Source organism: Shewanella sp. Iso12 (assembly GCF_012030025.1).
In the GTDB taxonomy this organism is placed as follows: domain Bacteria; phylum Pseudomonadota; class Gammaproteobacteria; order Enterobacterales; family Shewanellaceae; genus Shewanella; species Shewanella algae.
The window spans coordinates 199,450-217,767 of sequence record NZ_JAAUHW010000005.1; the positions used below are offsets into that span (position 1 = coordinate 199,450).

General features: G+C 51.7%; 13 protein-coding genes. 7 read left to right on the forward strand and 6 right to left on the reverse strand.

The features are described 5' to 3' along the window. Nucleotides 1–150: 150 nt before the first annotated feature. The 3 genes from HCX89_RS11620 to HCX89_RS11630 form a co-directional block, all read right to left on the reverse strand. A complete protein-coding gene (locus tag HCX89_RS11620) occupies nucleotides 151–1,128 on the reverse strand; it encodes a hypothetical protein (RefSeq protein WP_167716130.1) in 978 nt (325 codons plus the stop codon). Nucleotides 1,129–1,228: 100 nt separating this feature from the next. Then, nucleotides 1,229–1,660, reverse strand: a complete 432-nt coding sequence (locus HCX89_RS11625; protein WP_101059232.1) for a GNAT family N-acetyltransferase — start codon at nucleotides 1,658–1,660, stop codon at nucleotides 1,229–1,231. Nucleotides 1,661–1,813: 153 nt separating this feature from the next. Next, complete coding sequence (locus tag HCX89_RS11630; RefSeq protein WP_157824643.1) at nucleotides 1,814–2,431, reverse strand: FMN-dependent NADH-azoreductase; 618 nt, start codon at nucleotides 2,429–2,431, stop codon at nucleotides 1,814–1,816. Between the two features lie 94 nt (nucleotides 2,432–2,525). Between HCX89_RS11630 and HCX89_RS11635 the strand changes: the two genes are divergently transcribed. From HCX89_RS11635 to HCX89_RS11645, 3 genes are all read left to right on the forward strand, one after another. Then, the gene (locus tag HCX89_RS11635; protein WP_101059230.1) at nucleotides 2,526–3,899 is read left to right on the forward strand and encodes a PLP-dependent aminotransferase family protein; all 1,374 of its coding nucleotides are present in this window, start codon (nucleotides 2,526–2,528) and stop codon (nucleotides 3,897–3,899) included. A gap of 379 nt (nucleotides 3,900–4,278) precedes the next feature. After that, nucleotides 4,279–5,868, forward strand: coding sequence for an intermembrane transport protein PqiB (gene pqiB, locus HCX89_RS11640; protein WP_167716178.1), 1,590 nt, complete (start codon nucleotides 4,279–4,281; stop codon nucleotides 5,866–5,868). Between the two features lies 1 nt (nucleotide 5,869). Then, entirely contained in the window at nucleotides 5,870–6,472 is a 603-nt protein-coding gene (locus HCX89_RS11645; RefSeq protein WP_167716132.1) for a membrane integrity-associated transporter subunit PqiC, read from the forward strand. Between the two features lie 90 nt (nucleotides 6,473–6,562). Here the strand turns inward: HCX89_RS11645 and HCX89_RS11650 are convergent, their stop codons facing one another. Further along, nucleotides 6,563–8,815: a TonB-dependent receptor gene (locus HCX89_RS11650; protein WP_167716134.1), complete on the reverse strand. Its 2,253-nt coding sequence runs from the start codon at nucleotides 8,813–8,815 to the stop codon at nucleotides 6,563–6,565. A gap of 448 nt (nucleotides 8,816–9,263) precedes the next feature. On the opposite strand from HCX89_RS11650, the gene HCX89_RS11655 reads away from it, so the two are divergent. Continuing rightward, nucleotides 9,264–9,740: a Fur family transcriptional regulator gene (locus tag HCX89_RS11655; RefSeq protein WP_167716137.1), complete on the forward strand. Its 477-nt coding sequence runs from the start codon at nucleotides 9,264–9,266 to the stop codon at nucleotides 9,738–9,740. A 114-nt stretch (nucleotides 9,741–9,854) separates the two neighbouring features. Here HCX89_RS11655 and dbpA read toward each other — a convergent pair whose 3' ends face one another. Next, nucleotides 9,855–11,240 (reverse strand): ATP-dependent RNA helicase DbpA, encoded by a 1,386-nt coding sequence (gene dbpA, locus HCX89_RS11660; protein ID WP_167716139.1) that lies wholly within the window; start codon nucleotides 11,238–11,240, stop codon nucleotides 9,855–9,857. Between the two features lie 140 nt (nucleotides 11,241–11,380). Beyond that, nucleotides 11,381–12,880, reverse strand: coding sequence for a DEAD/DEAH box helicase (locus tag HCX89_RS11665; RefSeq protein WP_167716141.1), 1,500 nt, complete (start codon nucleotides 12,878–12,880; stop codon nucleotides 11,381–11,383). Between the two features lie 223 nt (nucleotides 12,881–13,103). Between HCX89_RS11665 and HCX89_RS11670 the strand changes: the two genes are divergently transcribed. From HCX89_RS11670 to cydC, 3 genes are all read left to right on the forward strand, one after another. Continuing rightward, on the forward strand, nucleotides 13,104–14,150 hold the full coding sequence (locus tag HCX89_RS11670) for a DUF3626 domain-containing protein (RefSeq protein ID WP_107005557.1): 1,047 nt from the start codon (nucleotides 13,104–13,106) through the stop codon (nucleotides 14,148–14,150). 356 nt (nucleotides 14,151–14,506) lie between these two features. Then, a complete protein-coding gene (gene cydD / locus HCX89_RS11675) occupies nucleotides 14,507–16,402 on the forward strand; it encodes a cysteine/glutathione ABC transporter permease/ATP-binding protein CydD (protein WP_167716143.1) in 1,896 nt (631 codons plus the stop codon). A gap of 1 nt (nucleotide 16,403) precedes the next feature. Then, entirely contained in the window at nucleotides 16,404–18,149 is a 1,746-nt protein-coding gene (cydC, locus tag HCX89_RS11680; RefSeq protein ID WP_167716145.1) for a cysteine/glutathione ABC transporter ATP-binding protein/permease CydC, read from the forward strand. Nucleotides 18,150–18,318: the final 169 nt, after the last annotated feature.

The following is an 18,318-nucleotide window of genomic DNA, read 5'->3' on the forward strand; positions in this document are numbered from 1 at the left end:
AGCAATTGGCTTTCTGTGTTATCCGGCTTTGATAGGCCCCGGCATGCCTTCAGTCAAATACCTTGAGCGCCAATTGCTGTATAAGCTAGAGTTCCAAGAGGACTTACTTGAGCCTTCCTTGGATGGATGCTCTATATTGTTATCACGTTACTATGCTGTAACCAGTGGTTTCATGATAAAAAATGTAATAATAAATGGTGTAATCATGCATACCCAGAACATTCTATTGGCAAGTTTTTCACCTTTATGTGCTGTCATTACAACTCTTAGTCCTAAAAGTAAATGTACTAACAATGCAAATACACCCAGACCATAGTGAACAACCAGTCGAACATTCCATGGATCTTTTAACAATCCTGGGGCATAAACCAGCCAATCCCAATTCGTATCTACAGACGCAAAGCTTCTGCCTAAGCCAATAACGGCTGTAATGTGTGAAGTAAAGAACACCATCACTAACAGGCCGGTAGCCAGCTGTATGGTTCTATAGCCGTCACTGGCCTTATCAGCATGTTTGGATAATAGAATAAGGCCTGACACGATTTGGAATAAGAAGGTATCTATCAGAAGTACTTCAACCAGCGGCTCTCGATAGTACAGTCTAAGGGTTTCCATCACTTGAATATGAGTTGTTCCGCCCCAGTTTGCAGCAAGATGATTGGTAAGGTGAGCGGCAATAAAAACAACGAGTATCAGAGAGCTTATGCCATGTGCAACTCTTAAGCTTGCTGGAACTGTCTTAACTGCGGATAAGTCTCTGGTGTCAGATTTTAGGAATATAAATGCCGCAATGGCCCAAAAAGTGTAATAGACAAATAATTCCGCCATCATCCCCATTCCAAGCATGTATAGGATGACCCCGATAAGGGTGAACAGGGATGGGACAATGACACCAAGAAGGACAAAGTGGCGATGTGATCTTTCGGTATCGTCAGCCGCGGGTGTTTGTCTCAGGCGGATGGAAAGATACATTGCATAAATAGGAGTACCAAACGCCATGGCTAGCGCTAGTAATGATACGCTTTTATTGAGTTCTCCGACGTTACCTAGATAAAATCCTTTAAGAAACCAAGGGTAAAGGAAAATGAGTAATATGAGTGTGTATATAGGAAGTGGAAGTGAACGCATATATTCTCCAGTGAATTGGTGTAGATGTTGTTCTCTTTAAGTTTATCTAAACTGGGATGTATAGCACTCAAAAACTCTAATGCTATGAGATTGTACTGCTTTAAATTTCTTGAGAGAAGTGAATTCCTTTTGGGAGAAAATCATTTCTAAAATAAAATCGTTGAGCAAGCGCATTCCCCATTCCAGTATCTAATACTAGATGAGCACATGACATGGATTGAGCTTCTTCACGCAAAAAACTGATAATCTTTTCTCCCAGACCTAAGTTACGAGCATCACTCGACACGATTAGATCGTCGACATATAAAAACCTACCATAAAGGAGGTTTTCCAAATAGCGATATCCAGCTAGGCCAACAATATCTTCATTTTTATATGCTGCGAGCAAATGGTAACTTGACTCACGTTGATGTAATATCTGCAAACCAAATGTCTCAGCATCAATCAAATGGGAACGAAGCTGTTTCATTATGATGAAACAACTCTTTATTTCTTCTAAACTTTCCATGTGCTTAAATGATAAGCTATCCATATCTACTCCTTATAATTATGAAAAATAAGCCGTACCCATACTTTTATATAGGATTGATAGAATTTAACATAAAGAAGAAGTTTGAGTGACGATGATTGTAATCAAATTCAACTTCTTGACATTCTCATAGTTATCTTTAGATCAGGAAATCTCCTATAACAAAATGCTACTATAATGCTTTTTTAGATGTGAACGAATTTCTTCAGTTATATAATCCATCTTTTTAGCTAGTGCATCTGCTTTCCTGGCAGAACCTTCGAGTATGAAAACGTAGACATCATTTAAACCAATTACAGAAAAAATTTCTCTTAGATAAGGAGTAAAGAAGTCAGGTTGATATGCTTGATCTCCTTTAAAGTAACCTCCAGCAGAAGCAATAATGTAAACTGGCTTACTCTTTAAGGTTCCTATCTTACGTTCTTTTGATACTTCAAATGTCCGTCCAACTCTTACAACATGATCTATCCAACATTTTAATCCAGACGGTAACGAAAAGTTATGTATAGGAGAAGTCACTATTACTATATCAGCCAATGTCAAGGAGGATATAAGGCTATTAGAAAGAGCTAAGCTTCCTTTTGATTCATCAGTCACGAGTCCTTGTGAGCAGAGAGCCATTGCATAATCAATATCAATTGGTGGTAGAGAGGTTACATCCAATTCATCAATAATCGATGAAGCACAAAAAACTTCATTTATCAGCTGTTCAGCGATTAGATAAGAGCTAGCAAGCCGCTGCCTAGGGCTAGCATTAATTAATAAAATTCTCATTGCGTTTACGTCTAACACTATTAGTGTAGACATAATAGCTAGCTATGTGCTCTAATCAAAGGACCATATTTCACTATAAAATATAGTCCAAGATATGAAAAGCGGAACTAAGCAGTTTGCATATGAACAAGTTTATCAGCGCATAAAAGAAGCGATCTTAACAGGGACATTAAGTTCGGGAGATAGAATTCCATCAAGTCGAGCTTTAGCTGTTGATATGGGTGTTTCGAGGGGGACGGTTGAGGAAGGGTACTCACGGCTAAAATCCGAAGGATACATTGAATCCAATGGAAAATCTGGTACAAAAGTCAGTGCAAATTTGCATACTATAGATGTAGAAGTCCATCAATACTCCCCCCTTCAATCTCTATCTCAAAGTAAGTTTGATTGCGAAATCCCGTTCAAGCTAGGTATTCCCGCCATGGATTGCTTCCCTCGCAAAGTATGGTCTAAAACTATAGCAAAATGTGCAAGAGAGACCAAGGTTATTGATCTTTATCAAAAAAATCCTCAGGGAATATTGGATCTAAGAATAGCTATTGCTAGATATTTGCAGATGTCAAAAGGTATCCAGTGTAAACCTCATCAAATATTTATAACTACAGGTTATATAAATTCTATAAATTGGATAGTGCAAGCTCTATTAAGGAATAACTCGAAGGTTGTCATTGAGGACCCAGGGTATCCGTTAACAAGAAAATTGTTGAGAAGTAACGGGTTGGTTCCCGAACCAACAGAGCTTGATATGGAAGGGTTAATCATCCCTCCCGATGGGAGTTTTTCTGCTGTAATTGTAACACCTGCACATCAGAGTCCAACATGCATTGCCTTGTCATTGCGGCGTCGAAAGGACTTGTTAAAGTGGGCCACAAGAAATGAAGCATGGATTATTGAGGATGATTATGATGGAGACTTTTGTAATGGACAACATAATAATCCTGCACTGAAAAGCCTTGATGTCAATAATAGGGTTATTTATATGGGGACGTTTAGCAAGGTCCTTTGTCCCAGTTTGAGGCTGGCATATTTTGTTGTGCCTGAATATAAAGTGGAAACTTTTCTCAATATTGCTGATTTGCATTCAAATAATGTATCTGAATTTACACAGAGAGCAGTAACATTGTTTATGATTGAAGGACATTTTTACCGTCATATTCAGCGTATGAAGGAGGTGTATAGAGTGCGCAGGATGTTTACTTTAAAAGTTTTAAAGTCCATTTTGAACGAAGTGAGTGTTATTCACCCGGATGGTGGTATGAACATTACATTATTGTTAAGTTTAAATAAGTGTACAGATGTAGAACTATCAAAGTATCTCTTAAAAAAAGGTCTTCATGTTGAACCGTTATCTTCATGGTCAACAAGTGAAAAGAAACAAGGGATTATAATTAGCTATGCCAATATTGAGAATGAAGATGAATGTAATAAGCTTGTTGTGAAAATAAAGGATGTCCTTCAGGCTTTATGACTTTGTATTGTTAAGGGTGTCATTTGCGACTTGCATTGACACATCTTGTTGAAAAGTAAAATTATCCTTTTTGATAAAGCTGTCTAATATTTAATAAAAGTAAGATGGATAACTTACATTCTGCATACTAATAGTCCCATCATCAAATACAAAACTGTGCAGTTATGTGATGCATCTTCGAATAAATGACTTCATATGCGCCAGATTAAGTCGCAATAGCTTAATCCCATAATGAGCGTCAATATGATGAATAAAGTTGTTGGTATTTATTTTTCCAAAAAAACGTATTCCAGCTCTACGCATTACTTGCAGATAACTGCGTCGATTGGAATTGTAAAATCTTTCGACGTAAGTTGCTGGGCAAAGTAAGACAGTTTGGCTGATACCTATAGTTGCACTACTCATCGGCTGCTGGATGCTTTACGACTACTTCAATCAGCTCGGCAGTGAGATCAAGCTACACCTCAAGACCGCCGAAGGCATAGAGGTAGGCAAAACCTTTATCAAGTCGCGTAATGTCAATGTTGGTGTGATTGAGAGCATTAAATTGAGTGATGATTACAGCGCGATTATTGCGACGGCAAGAGTGTCGCCGGACGCCGAGAGAATGCTGACCACAGACGCCCGCTTCTGGGTGGTAAAGCCCAGGATCGGCAAAGAGGGGATAACAGGGCTCGATACCTTGTTGTCCGGTGCCTACATAGAGCTGGAGCCGGGAAGAACGGCCGTCGGCCACTATGAATTCAATGTGCTGGAGCATCCTCCGGTGGCCTCGGCCGATGAACAGGGCATTAGGGTAGTGCTCAATAGCCGCCAGGCGGGCAAGCTCGGTGTCGGCGACCCTGTACTCTACGAAGGCTTCACTGTCGGCAGAGTGGAAAGCACCGGCTTTGATACCGATAAACGCCAGGCGTTTTACCAGTTGTTTATCAATAAACCCTATGATGAGTTGGTACGCAGCAACAGCCAATTTTGGCTGGCCTCGGGGCTGAATATGCAGCTGTCTGCCAAGGGGCTGGATCTGCAGGTGGGTTCCCTAGAGTCATTGCTCAGAGGAGGCGTCAGCTTTGGCCTGCCGGAGGGGCGTTTGGCCGGGGAAAAGGTTGAGGATGGTGAGGACCATTTCCGTCTCTATGACTCGCGGGAGTTGGCCAGTCAGAGCCTCTACAGCCAGTATTTGGAATATGTCATGTTGTTTGATGAGTCGGTGCGGGGGCTGCATGAAGGCGCCGGCGTCGAATTCCGCGGTATTACCATAGGCAAGGTGGTCAAGGCACCGCTGACGTTACAGCAGTATGGTGTTCATGGCGCAGGCCTGAGCAACGGCACTATCCCGGTATTGGTCAGAATTGAGCTGGCGCGGGTATTTGAAAACGCCGAGTCGGCGGGGCTTGAGCAGCTGCGCGCAGAAATAGACAGAGACTTGGGGGCTGGCCTGAGAGCGAGTCTCAAGACCGGGAGTCTGTTAACCGGCGCGCTGTTCATCGACTTGGATCTGTATCCGGATGCCGAGCCATACCAGGCCGGGACTTTTATGGAGTATCCACTGTTTCCCACCAAGCGTGCCGGAGTGGCCGAAATACAAAAACAGGTGGGGCAACTGATCAGCAAATTAAATAACTTACCACTGGAGAGCACTTTCCAGGGCGTCAACCATACCCTGGAAAACACCAGTGCCGCCTTGGCGCAATGGGACAAGGTGGGGCAAAAATTGGAGCAGTTGCTTAAACAACAGGAGATGCAGGCGTTACCGGGTGAGCTGCAAAACACGCTGCGGGAATTTCAAGGGATGGCGCAGGACTATGGCCAGGACTCGGCCATGTACGCCGAATTGCAATCCAGCCTGAAACAGCTCAGGGCTGTGATGCGGGAGTTGCAGCCCTTGTCACGGCAACTGAATGAAAAACCCAACCTCTTGATCATGGGGGCAGATACTGCCGCCGATCCGACACCGAAAAAGGCCGATTGATATGCGAATTATCCTGTTTTCTCTACTGCTGGTATTGGCCGGCTGCTCCAGCCAACCCCAGGTAACCACTTACTTCTTGGGTAAAGCGCCGCAGGCAACTCCTGAAGCGAGAGCGACATCCCCTCTGCGCCAGTGCCAATGGCGCCTCGTTGGGGTGGAAATGGCCGACTTTCTGGCGGGCAATGGTTTGGTTTATCAGGTTTCTAACCATGAATTGGCTATCGCCCGTCAGCATCTGTGGGCCGGTGATATCACTGAGCAGATAAAGGTCAAGATGGCGTCTTTGTTGGCCAATGAATGCCCGCGAGAGGCCTCGGTCAATATACCAGCGCAGCAGCCGTTAACCCTGAGTTTGAGTTTCAACGAGTTTCACGGACGATACAGCGGCGATGCCTTGATTGGGGGCCATTGGCGCATCAGTAAGTCTTCCGGCGAACAAGTGCTGCAGGCCGACTTTCATTATGAGGTGCCCCTGGCTTCAGACGGATACTCGGCGCTGGTTGAGAGCCTCTCCCTGGGGCTTGAAAAGCTGGCGCGGGATATTGATGCCGGGATTGCGAGCCTGAATCTCACTAGCGAACAGAATTTGGCTTCCTATCGCTAAGGTTTCGCCTAATTTAGCCACTGCTGCGGCTGCATCATGCGGTCACAGCAGTGTGCTTCTTTTAGAGAGTCTACTGCAATGGGAGTGGCGTCAGAACTTGGCTCTGAATCCCACTGCGGCGCTTCTTCCCGGTAATGGTGCCAGGTAACGCAGGAAACTATTGTGTGGGCGGGCATCTTCATCAGTGAGGTTATCCAAGCGGATAAACCACTCGCTGTCGAGGCCAAACAGGTTTTGCTCTATTCCCAGGTAAGCCCCCAACAGGCCATAGCTGCGGGAAGGATTTTCCAGATAAGCCACCTTGTCCTGCTTGTCGTAGTGGATATAGTTGATGCTGGCGCGCAGATCGCCATATTGCCAGCGCAGTTCCGCCCCTTGGCGGGAGGCGGGCATTCTCGGCATGCTGCTGCCCTCCATGGTACGGCGCCAGTATTCCTTCTCTTCTCCGGGGCGGGGTTCTCGCGGATTTTGGAAATCAAAGGGGTTATAACTGCCATCGTAGCGGTATACAGGTTGGTTTTTGACCCTGTCTATGAAGGCGCTCAGTTCTATGTCGCCAAAGCGTTGCCAGGGCAAACGATAGCTGACTTCAGCCTCCATACCTTCGTTATCTGTATCGGCCTGACGCCATTCTCTGACGTAAACACCACCGCGACTGACACCTGTGTTCCCCAGATAGATGAAGTCCTGATATTTGTTTTGATACCAACTGGCACTGGCGCTGAAGCCGCCATAGCTGAAGCCGGTACTGAGACTCAAAGAGTCGCTCTGCTCGGCCTTGAGGTCGCTGTTGCCTTGCTCTTCTATGAGTAAGGAAAAATGGGGATTACTGGCGTAAAGCTCATTCGCCGCAGGAGCCCGTTCTGCATGGACAAAGGCGGTGCGTAACCACCAGAGGGAGGAAATATCCCAACGCAGGGTGGCGGAATAGTTTTTCAGATGAAAATCACGGGCCTTGATATTGGCTCCCGCGCCTCTCCCCGGCTGGTAATCTCCCAATTCGGGTTGATAGTCGACTTTTTCCAAGCGGCCACCGAGTTGCACACTGACAGGCCCCAGCAGAATGTCCTGCAGCAAAAAAGCGGCCTGGCGCTTGGTGTCTATTTCCGGCAGGTAATTGTCCACACCCGAGCCTTGGTGTTGGCTTTGTTCCCATTGCAGCCCCAGCGCTCCGGGAAGACGTGGATGGAGCTGGTAGCTCAGCTTGGGATTGAGTTGCCAGTTATTGAGTTCAAAGCCGTTGACGTCCAGAGCTGACATCTGCTCGTCATCCTCCTGTCTGGAGTAGACCGTGGCGAGATTGAAGTCCTGCAGCCATGGCTGGTCGCTGAATCTGTATTGGTAGAGGCCGTCGAATCTTAGTTGTTTGCTGTGAATGCGAATATCGCCGGTTTGCTCCAGCGTGTCAGTGGCCCTTGAGCCAAGATGCATGAATCCGGGAATGCCGCGATTACTTTCTGTATATCCCACAGAGGCACCCAGCAGGCTGTTGTCACCCAGCAAGCTGGCCCCCAGACTGCCGCTGGTCATATAGAGGCTGCTGTTGTCGACGCGACCAAAGCTGTCTATGGAGCGGTCGCGTATCTGTTGCCGCTCAACAGGGGTTGCATCAACCCAACGACTGCCGTTCCACTCCCAATCGGGCTGACTGCGTACGACCTGGCACTGATCCGCCAAGCGAGAGTCGCCCACAATCTGGCTCCAATCCTTGCAATCGCGGTCTTTACTGAAGCCGGGAATATGATAATCACTGCGTTCCCTGTGCAGTAAGTTCAAGTTAAATACCAGGCGTTCATTGCCGCCCTGAAGTCGGCTCATCAGGCTCTGATCGGCATTGTAGCCGGTTTGCAGCTCCAGCTTTCCTTCGAGGGGGCTAGTGGCTTGCTCTAATGGAATACGACCATCCTGAAGCTCTACCAGGCCGGCTATCGCCTCTCCACCGTAGAGAATGGTGGCCGCTGGCCCCTTGATGACACTAATGCTGTCGGCAAGAAAGGGTTCCACCGGGATCAGTTGATCATCGCTTATCGAGGACATGTCTCTTACCCCCAGGCCATTGAGGCCTATCAGAACCCGCTGGCCGCCAAGACCGCGGATTTGAGGGCGACCGGCTGAAGTGCCAAAAAAGCTGCTGTTGAGTCCGGGTTGTAATTTCAGAGTATCTCCCAGCGTGGCGGCTTTCTGTTCCTCAAGCTTGGGCCCCTCCATAACCAGTTTGTCGGCATCGAGGCGATAGCTGAGTGAAGTTTCAGGACGTTGACCACTGACTTGCAGGTGTTCTATCTGCTCAGCTGCGACCGGCAGGGCGCTGCCAAGCAAGAGCAAAGGAATTGAGTATTTCATTGGCTTATTCTTGTAATGTTATAACGTTTCATTATTTTGTTGTTGTCATGACTTCGGAGCAAGTTCATTTACTTTTGTTTGGTTTTTGTTTTGATTGTTTTATTTTTGATCTTTTATGCGGCTGTGCAGGGGATAGGCGTGCGCCAGCCAACACAGACATTGAAGTCACAGTCGAGGGAAGGGCAGTGGCAATAGACAACCCCAAAACAATCGCTTGATGCAGTGAAGCCAGATAGGCTTTCTCTCCCGGCTTGGACGACCGCTAGCCATTGCAGGTACAATGCTATGAGCCGGGAGCCAGAGCTTAAAGCACAGGGATTCGAAACACAGGGATTCGAAGCATAGAGACTCAAAGCATAGAGTCCGAGCCGATGCAGACCGCTTACATTGGTAACAGACATGGCCAAAACGCTCAGCCAAGATAATTCAATTAAACTCAAACGCCACTATGAATCAAAATGAACAGCTCCAAGCACAACTCCAGCAGTCACAAGCGCGTTGCCAGGCCAATGGCGGCCGGTTGACGGCAAAGCGCAGCCAGGTGTTGAGTGTACTGCTGATGAGCGATACGCCGCTGTCTGCCTATGAGATAGCCGATAGGGTCAAGAGTGAGTTTCACCTGCAACTTCCCATAGTGTCTGTCTATCGCATGCTGGAGTTTCTCGCTGAGCAGCAACTGGTACATAAGCTACTGACACTTAATAAGTTTGTTAGCTGTGGTGCCCTCGACTGTCAATGTCATAGCCAGGCACAGTTTCTCATCTGCCAAGAGTGTCATCAGGTGGAGGAAGTGCTGCTGGAACCCGGGATCAGTAAAGCGCTGCAACAGAGTGCCGATGCCAATCAGTTCAGCTTGGCATCGCCTCAGCTTGAGCTGCTGGGGTGCTGCAAACAATGCAGCCATAAGATGAGTTGCCTGACCTGAAGTGAAAAAGCGGCAAAAATGAAAAGACAGTTTGCGAAAAGAAAAGCCTGCAATTGATGCAGGCTTTTTATCATCCTTAAACCACCGCCTCTGGCGGTATTGATGGTTTCGGTTTTAAGGTTTCATCGCCCAGGCGCGGAACGACTTGCCTTTGAGCTTGCGCTCACTCAGTAATTTGACCGCGGTATTGGCACACTCGCTGCGCACCGCCACATAAGACCAGATATCCTGAATTTGTATCTTGCCCACATCGGCGCCGGTCAGGCGGTTGTCGGCTGTGATGGCGCCGAGAATATCCCCCGGGCGCAGCTTATGCTTCTTGCCGCCTTCAATGCGGATGCAGCGCATGGCCGCTCTTATCGGCGCAGAGGAAAAACTGCCGGGCTGTGGCAGTTCGCTCATGGTTTGCGGGCCAAAGATATCCTCCAGCAGCGCCATTCGCATGCCATCCTTGGGGCCTACCAGGCTGACGGCCTGGCCCGAGGCACCGGCGCGGCCGGTACGACCGACCCTGTGCACATGCACTTCGGGATCGAACGCCAGTTGATAATTGATCACCAGATCCAGGGCTTCGATATCCAGCCCCCGGGCGGCAACATCTGTGGCCACCAACACCACCACGCTCTTGAGGGCAAACTGCACCAGCGCTTGATCGCGCTCACGCTGATCCAGATCGCCATGGAGTGCACGCACGCTGAAGCCCTGCCGCTCCAGGCTGTCGGCCAGCTCCTGGGTTTCTCTTTTGGTATTGCAAAATATAACTGCACTCTCAGGCCTGTGGGCCAGTAGCAATGCTTCCACCGCTTGCAGTCTGGAGGCGGTGTCTGTCACTTCGATAAACTGCTGCGCTATGCTGAGTTGATCATGTTGCTGCTCCAACTTGATGCTGAGCGGCTTATCCATCATGGCGCGGGCCAGTTCGGCAATCGGCTCCGGGAAGGTGGCGCTGAACAGCAAACTCTGGCGCTTGTCCGGCATATAGGTGCTTATTTGCTCCAGCGCATCGGCAAAGCCCATCTCCAGCATGCGGTCGGCTTCATCCAACACAAGTTGCTGCAATTCGCCCAGATCCAGACGCCCCTTCTGCAGATGGTCCAGTACCCGCCCCGGGGTGCCAACTATAATGTGCGCGCCATGTTCCAGCGAGCCTATCTGTGGCCCCACAGGCACGCCGCCGCACAGGGTCAGGATCTTGATGTTGTGAATGCCGCGGGCAAAACGGCGCAGCTCCTTGGCCACCTGATCGGCCAGCTCCCGGGTAGGGCAGAGCACCAGGGACTGCACCCGAAAACGTTTCACATTGAGTCGATTCAATAGCCCAAGACCGAAGGCCGCCGTTTTGCCTGAGCCGGTTTTCGCCTGAGCCAACACGTCGCGACCCTCAATAATGGCCGGCAGGCTGGCGGCTTGAACCTGGGTCATGGCGGTGAAACCAAGATCGTTCAGGGTGGCCAGCAGGGCGGGTTTCAACGGCAGGCTGGAAAAGGGTAAATCACTCAAGCTGTGTCCTATGGGCTCGCAAATGGAGCAAAAATGGTAAAGGGGTATTGTAACAGGCGGGGATGGTTTTTAGGCAGACTAATCTTGCAGCATTGAAAAAGCCCACTCGGGTGGGCTTTCAATCTCAGGCTTGATTGAGCTTAGCGCTCATTTCTTTGCCGGGAGCCGCGCGCTTGTGAGTCGCGGTGCTGTGATGTTCGGCCCTGGTTATTGCGCTGCTGGCCTGAGCCGCTATTGCCCTTGCCGGCGCCCTGGGGCTTACTCTCCTGGGAGCGACCGCCTTGAGGCTTGGCGTTTGTGGGCTTACGTCTGGCACTTGAGCCCTCGGTCTTGGCGCCCTGGGCCGGACGACGATGGCGGTTTTCAGCATTGGCAGGCTTGTTGCCATTACCTTTGTCCAGGTTGCCGCTGCGCTGGCCATCCTGATGTCCCTCTTTGGGCTTTTTCGGCTTCTTGGGCTTTTTCGGGCCTATCTTGTTCGGGTTGAGTCGCGATTCCGGCAAGGCTTCCTGAGGTTCGAAGCCATTGACGATTTCACGCTCGATAGTCTTGCCGATCAGCTGCTCTATGTCTTTGAGCTGCTTGAATTCTTCCGCACTTACCAGAGACACTGCCTGACCACTGGCACCGGCGCGGCCGGTACGGCCGATGCGGTGCACATAGTCTTCGGCCACATTGGGCAGATCGAAGTTAACCACTTGTGGCAATTGATCTATATCCAGGCCGCGGGCGGCAATATCTGTGGCAACCAATACCTTGACCTTGCCACTCTTGAAATCGGCCAGTGCCTTGGTTCTGGCACCCTGGCTCTTGTTGCCGTGGATGGCCGCCGCGCCAATTCCTTTGCCATCCAGGTGCTTGGCCAGACGGTTGGCACCGTGTTTGGTGCGGGTAAACACCAGTACCTGTTGCCACTTGTACTCTTTGATAAGCGAGGTCAGCAGCGCCGATTTCTTTGACTTGTCTACCGGGTGCAACTTCTGGCTCACCCGCTCGGCGGTGCTATTGGCCGGAGCCACTGAGATCTCGGCGGGATCGTGCACCAAGCCCTTTGCCAGGCGGCGAATGTCGTCAGAGAAAGTGGCACTGAACATCAGGTTTTGTCGCTTGGCCGGCAGCAAAGCCAGAATTTTTTTGATGTCGTGAATAAAGCCCATATCCAGCATGCGGTCGGCTTCGTCCAGCACCAGCACTTCCAGCTGGCCGAACTTGACGGCATTTTGTTGGTACAGATCCAACAGGCGCCCCGGTGTGGCCACCAGGATATCGACCCCTTTTCTCAAGGTCTGCATCTGTGGGTTAATGGCAACACCGCCAAAGACCACTGAGCTACGCAGATCCAGATGCTTGCCATAGAGACTGACGCTTTCGGCCACCTGAGCGGCCAGCTCACGGGTGGGTGTCAGCACCAAAGCGCGGATATGGTTGCCCCGCGGACGAATGCCACCATTGAGACGCTCCAGCAAAGGCAAGGTGAAGCCGGCGGTTTTGCCTGTCCCTGTCTGGGCGGCAGCCATCACATCCCGGCCCTGCAATACTGCGGGAATGGCCTGGGCTTGAATGGGGGATGGAGTGGAGTAACCTTGTTCGGCGACAGCGTTCAAAATCGGGGCCGACAGGCCCAGGGAGGCAAAACTCATGCAATCTTCTCAATTGACAGCGCGGAGCTGAGATATGGGAGCCGCAGTGCACAGCGTTGCGGCGAAGGCGGCAAGCTTACAGCATTTGCGGCTAAAGTGCTAATTGCAGCCAACTTGAACCCTTTTATTTTACGCTTGTCTTAACTTTTACTGTTGCAAAGCAGCCGCTTAACCTATCTTGGAAAAGCAAGAGCCAAATTCAGGCCTCGACTCGGTGAGGTGTATGGGGGCAATAGAGCATATACAGGCACAGGCCCTGCATCGCAGGGAGTATGCCCTGAGCGTGATCAAGAATGTGCAGTTGATGTCCGCCATCGACACGGCACGGCTTGCGCTCGGGTTGAATATGCTGGCTCAACATGGCCGCATCGCCTTTCATTTCCACCCGGACAGAATCGACTCCCGCGGTTGGCCCGTATTGGCCGGTATGCTGGCCGACGGTATTTACAAGACCCAGTTTGAAACCCGGGTATCCAACGGCAAACTCTCGCCTCAGGTTGGTGGTCCGCGAGATCATTGGGAAAACCAGCTGTTTGGCGACTGTTATCGTGGCGCCAGAGGGCGCCCCAAATACGGCGCCCTGGATCTGGGCATGCACCAAAACGGCCCCTCGGCCCGTTTCGGCAGTTGTTATCTTTTGTCATCACCTGCGTTGCTGCACCGCTGCACTTTCAGCTATCTGGACTCCTGCCGAGAGCCCAGGGAAAAAGGCACTGCGGCCTGCTTTGAAGATATTTTTGCTGCGCTGTTCAACGAGTGCTTTGAGCGTAGTTCGGCATTGGGTGTAAGTCAGTTGCGCCCGGCGGCCTTGGTCGATTATCTAGTTGATGCCTTGCCTTTGGGGGTGGCAGCCAGGTTTGAGCGCCCCATGAGCGGTGACCTGGATCATTACATTGAGGCTCAATGCCATGGTGAGCTGGTGATAGGTGAAGACTTGACTCACTTGGTGGCCGATCCGGCATTCAAAGGCACAGAGATGGAGATTCTGATGCAGCGCTTGTGTGACAAGTACCGACTGCAGCTGTGTTGGCATCAGGGCTATCAAATGCCGGTTGACCAAGTGCCGCCAGATTTTCGCGGTGCCGCCATGCCCAAGCTCGCCGCCTTGGTGGCACCGGATGGCCTGCTCGATGCCCGTCTGATAGGGGAGGCGGCGCTGGCACTGCATAAAGATCCGCAGCAGTGGCGCATGCATGGCAATGAAACCGAGCTCAAGCAGCAGCTCAAGTTGCTGTGGCATGTGCTGGTGCGTTTTGGTCACAGCCGTTGAGGGCACTCCATCTCTGGTCGGTAGTCTCAATTGAGCTGGTATTACTCCGTGAGTATGCACCGTGTGCTCACTGCGGTAGCTGTGCCATCGAAGTGACCCTCTAGCGTTAAGTAGATCTAGCGTTAAGTAGATTGTGGGGATGGCGTTAACCTGGGCTTAATCCGTTCGGCTTAAGATACGATTATTTGATCTGGCGCAAATTTTGTGAGTCCGGTAACAGTTCCTTGGCGGCGGGTTTCTTCCCTTGGCAATGCCTGCGATACTGCTTGCCTACCGAACGATTCGCCTTAGGTCAAGCTATTGCCTTGCGGCTTTGGCAGCAATAGAGTCATTAGCTGATTTTGCAGTAGGATCCCATGGACAAATCCTTAGAGAAACAACTCGGTCGCTGGCTCAAAGCGCAGCAATCTGCCTGTGGCCCCTTCCTTAAACTCTCTGTGTTGTTGGGCGTGCTCAACGGCTTGGCGCTGGTGGGCCAGGCCTGGGTGCTGGCCACTGTGTTGCAGGGGCTGATCATCAACGAGCTAGAGAGGCAGGCATTTATTCCGCATATGTTGGCCTTTGCCACTCTGGTGTTGCTGCGAGCGGTTATCGCTTGGCTCAGGGAGCGAGTCAGCTTCGAGGCCGGCAGGCGCCTTAGAGAGCAGATGCGCGCCGCTGTGCTAAATAAGCTTGAGCGCCTGGGGCCGGCCTTTGTTAATGGCAAGCCTGTCGGCAGTTGGGCCAGTATAGTGCTGGAACAGATAGAAGACTTGCAGGATTTCTACGGCCGTTACCTGCCGCAGATGAGCCTGGCGGCTTTTATTCCGCTGATCATCTTGGTATGTGTTTTCCCCATCAACTGGGTCGGTGGCCTGATATTGCTCGGCACAGCTCCCCTTATTCCACTGTTTATGGTCTTGGTCGGCATGGGCGCCGCCGATGCCAACCGCAAGCATTTCAGTGCGCTGCAGCAATTGAGCGGCCACTTTATGGATCGCCTCAAGGCTTTGCCGACACTCAAGCTTTTCTATCGCGCCGAAGCGGAGCAGCGCGCCATAGGCAAGGCCTCGGAAGACTTTCGTGAGCGTACCATGGCAGTGCTCAGAATGGCGTTTCTCAGCTCCGCCGTACTGGAGTTTTTCGCCGCGGTATCCATCGCCATTTTGGCGGTGTATTTCGGCTTCAGTTATCTGGGGCACCTGGACTTTGGCCATTACGGCATGGGTATCAGCCTGTTTACCGGGATGTTTGTGCTGATTCTGGCACCAGAGTTTTATCAGCCGCTGCGCGACATGGGTACTCACTACCATGCCAAGGCCCAGGCGGTGGGCGCCGCCGAATCCTTGATGGCACTGCTGGAATTGCCTGAGCCGCTCAAGCGTGGCGAACAGCCCCTCCCCGGTGAGAGCATTGAACTGCAGGCCCGGGATCTCAAGGTGTTGAGCATAGACGGCGTGCCTTTACTGGGGCCGCTGAGTTTTAGCTTAGCGGCGGGCGAGAAGCTGGCCTTGGTGGGCCCGAGTGGCGCCGGTAAAACCAGCCTGCTCAACGCTCTGCTGGGGTTTCTGCCCTATGAGGGCAGCTTAAAGCTCAATGGTATTGAACTGGCCGAGCTGGATCCTGCCGCCTGGCGTAGCCGTATCGCTTGGCTTGGCCAGAATCCTCAGCTGTTCCACGGCACCATCGCCGATAATCTGCGCCTCGGCCAGCCCGAGCTGACCGAGGCGCAATTGTGGGATTATCTGCAACAGGCCAAGGTGGCCGACTATGTTCGCGCCTTGCCGGATGGGCTGGCGCATCAATTGGATGAATACAGCGGAGGCCTGTCTGTGGGGCAAGCGCAGCGGTTGGCACTGGCCCGTGCCCTTGGGCGTCAGGCGCAGCTGTTTGTGCTCGATGAGCCCAGCGCCAGCCTCGACAGCCAGAGTGAACAACTGGTGCTGAGTGCGCTGTGGCAGGCGATGGCAGGCAAAGGCTGCCTGATGGTGACCCACAGATTGGATCAACTGGATCGGATGGACAGAGTCCTGGTGCTGGATCAGGGAAAACTGGTGCAGCAGGGCACCTTTGCCGAGCTCAAAGCGCAGCCGGGCTTGCTGGCGCATATGTTGGATGAGCTGCCGCTGGCGGTCTCCCTCGATGATACGTCAAAAGCATCGGCGCCGCCGATTGTAGCGGCCACTGAGGCGGAGGCCGGGACAGACTCAAAACCCGCGCCCGAGTCAAAGTCAGAATCAAAACCAGAACCAGAGTCAGGGGAGGAGCGCTGAGATGAAGCTGTTACTGCCCTTTATCCGTCTGTTCCGCCGCCAGTCTTTGATGATGTTTGTCGGCCTGCTGCTGACAGTAACGACCCTAATGGCCGGTATTGGCCTGTTGTCGCTCTCCGGCTGGTTCTTATCTGCTACGGCAGTGGCCGGTCTGGCTCTGGCGACGGCGGAAACCTTCAACTACTTTACTCCGGCGGGCGGGGTGCGTTTCCTCTCTATTGCCCGCACGGCAAGCCGCTACGGTGAAAGGCTGGCTACCCATGAGGCCACTTTCAGGATCCTGACCGATCTCAGGTTGTGGGCCTGGCGCTCTTTGCTGCCTTTGAGTGAACGCAATCTATCCGGGATGCGCCGCGGCGATCTGCTCAACCGTTTGGTGGCCGATATCGACACGCTGGATCACCTGTATCTGAGGTTGTTGACGCCGCTGACGGCCTTCTTGCTGATGTTGCTGGCATTGACCACCTTTATCGGTTGGTTTGATCTCAACTTGGCCATCCTGCTTTGTACTGGCCTCTTGCTCAGTTGGTTGTTGTTGCCGAGTGTGTTCTATCTGCTTGGCAGGCAGCCCGGGCGCGAGTTGATTGAAGCGCGGCGCAGCTACCGGGTTCGGCTGTTGGAATGGTTGTCCGGCCAGGCGGAGCTGAGTTTGTTCTCCGATGCCAAAGGCGGCGCTGCTGAAAGCTTTCGGGCGGAACTCGACCGCGCCGAGCAGAGCTGGTTTGCCAGTCAGAAGGCGATGGCGGCGATCACCGGCCTGAGCCAGGCCATGTTGATCCTCTGTCACGGCTTGTTGGTGTTGCTGTTGCTTTGGTTTGCCGCCGCTGGTGTTGGGCCGGCCGTGCCTCCCGGGCCTTTGCTGGCCATGGTTTTGTTTGCCACTCTGGCCTGTATCGAGATGATGATGCCGCTGGCCGGCGCCTTTCAACATCTGTCTTCTGTGCTCTTGGCCGCCAAGCGGGTGTCCGAGCTGACAGAGCAGCGCTCTGACATTGAATTCCCTGCCGTCTCGGCAGCCATGCCCGAGAGCGGCGCCCTTATCATTAAAGATGTGCATTTCGGTTACACAGATACCCAGCCAGTGCTGCAAGGCTTGTCGCTGCAGGTACCGGCGGGCAGCAAGGTGGCGCTCCTTGGGAAAACCGGCTCGGGTAAGTCCAGCCTGCTGGCCTTGATAACCCGTCAGTGGCAGCCGCAGCAGGGTGAGATACTGCTGGGCGGCGTGCCTGTGGCCTCCTTGGATGAAAAGACCTTGCGGGCTTCCATGACAGTGCTCAGTCAGCGGGTGCAACTGCTCAGCGCCAGTCTCAGAGATAACCTGCAGCTGGCCTTGCCGGAAAAAGTTACCGATGACACGCTAGCCGAGGTGCTGCGCCAGGTTGGACTGGAGGGGCTGCTTGCGGGTGAGGGGCTCAAAGCCTGGATAGGTGAAGGCGGGCGTCAGTTATCCGGTGGCGAGCAGCGCCGGATTGGCGTGGCTCGTGCATTGCTGCGGGATGCGCCGCTGCTGCTGCTTGATGAGCCCACAGAGGGGCTTGATCGGCGTACCGAGCAGGAGATCCTCAAGTTGCTGCTGCAGTTTGCCAAAGATAAGACGCTGGTGATGATAAGTCATCGCCTAACAGGTATGGCGCAGATGGATGCCATTCACCTGTTGGATGAAGGTAAGCTAGTGGCCAGTGGCAGCCATGAGCAACTGCTGCAGGAGTCGACCGTCTACAGCGCCCTGTATCAGAGGTTACATTGAGCCGCAGAGGTTCAAAAAGAGACTCAAGAAGAGGCTCAAGAAGATACTCAAAAAAGACTCAAGATAGACTTATTCAAAGGGATGCATCGGCATCCCTTTTTGCTTTAAAAGCGCTAAATTCTCGCCTGGATCACAGATCCCATACGGGTTCAAAGTCAGAATAAAGTTA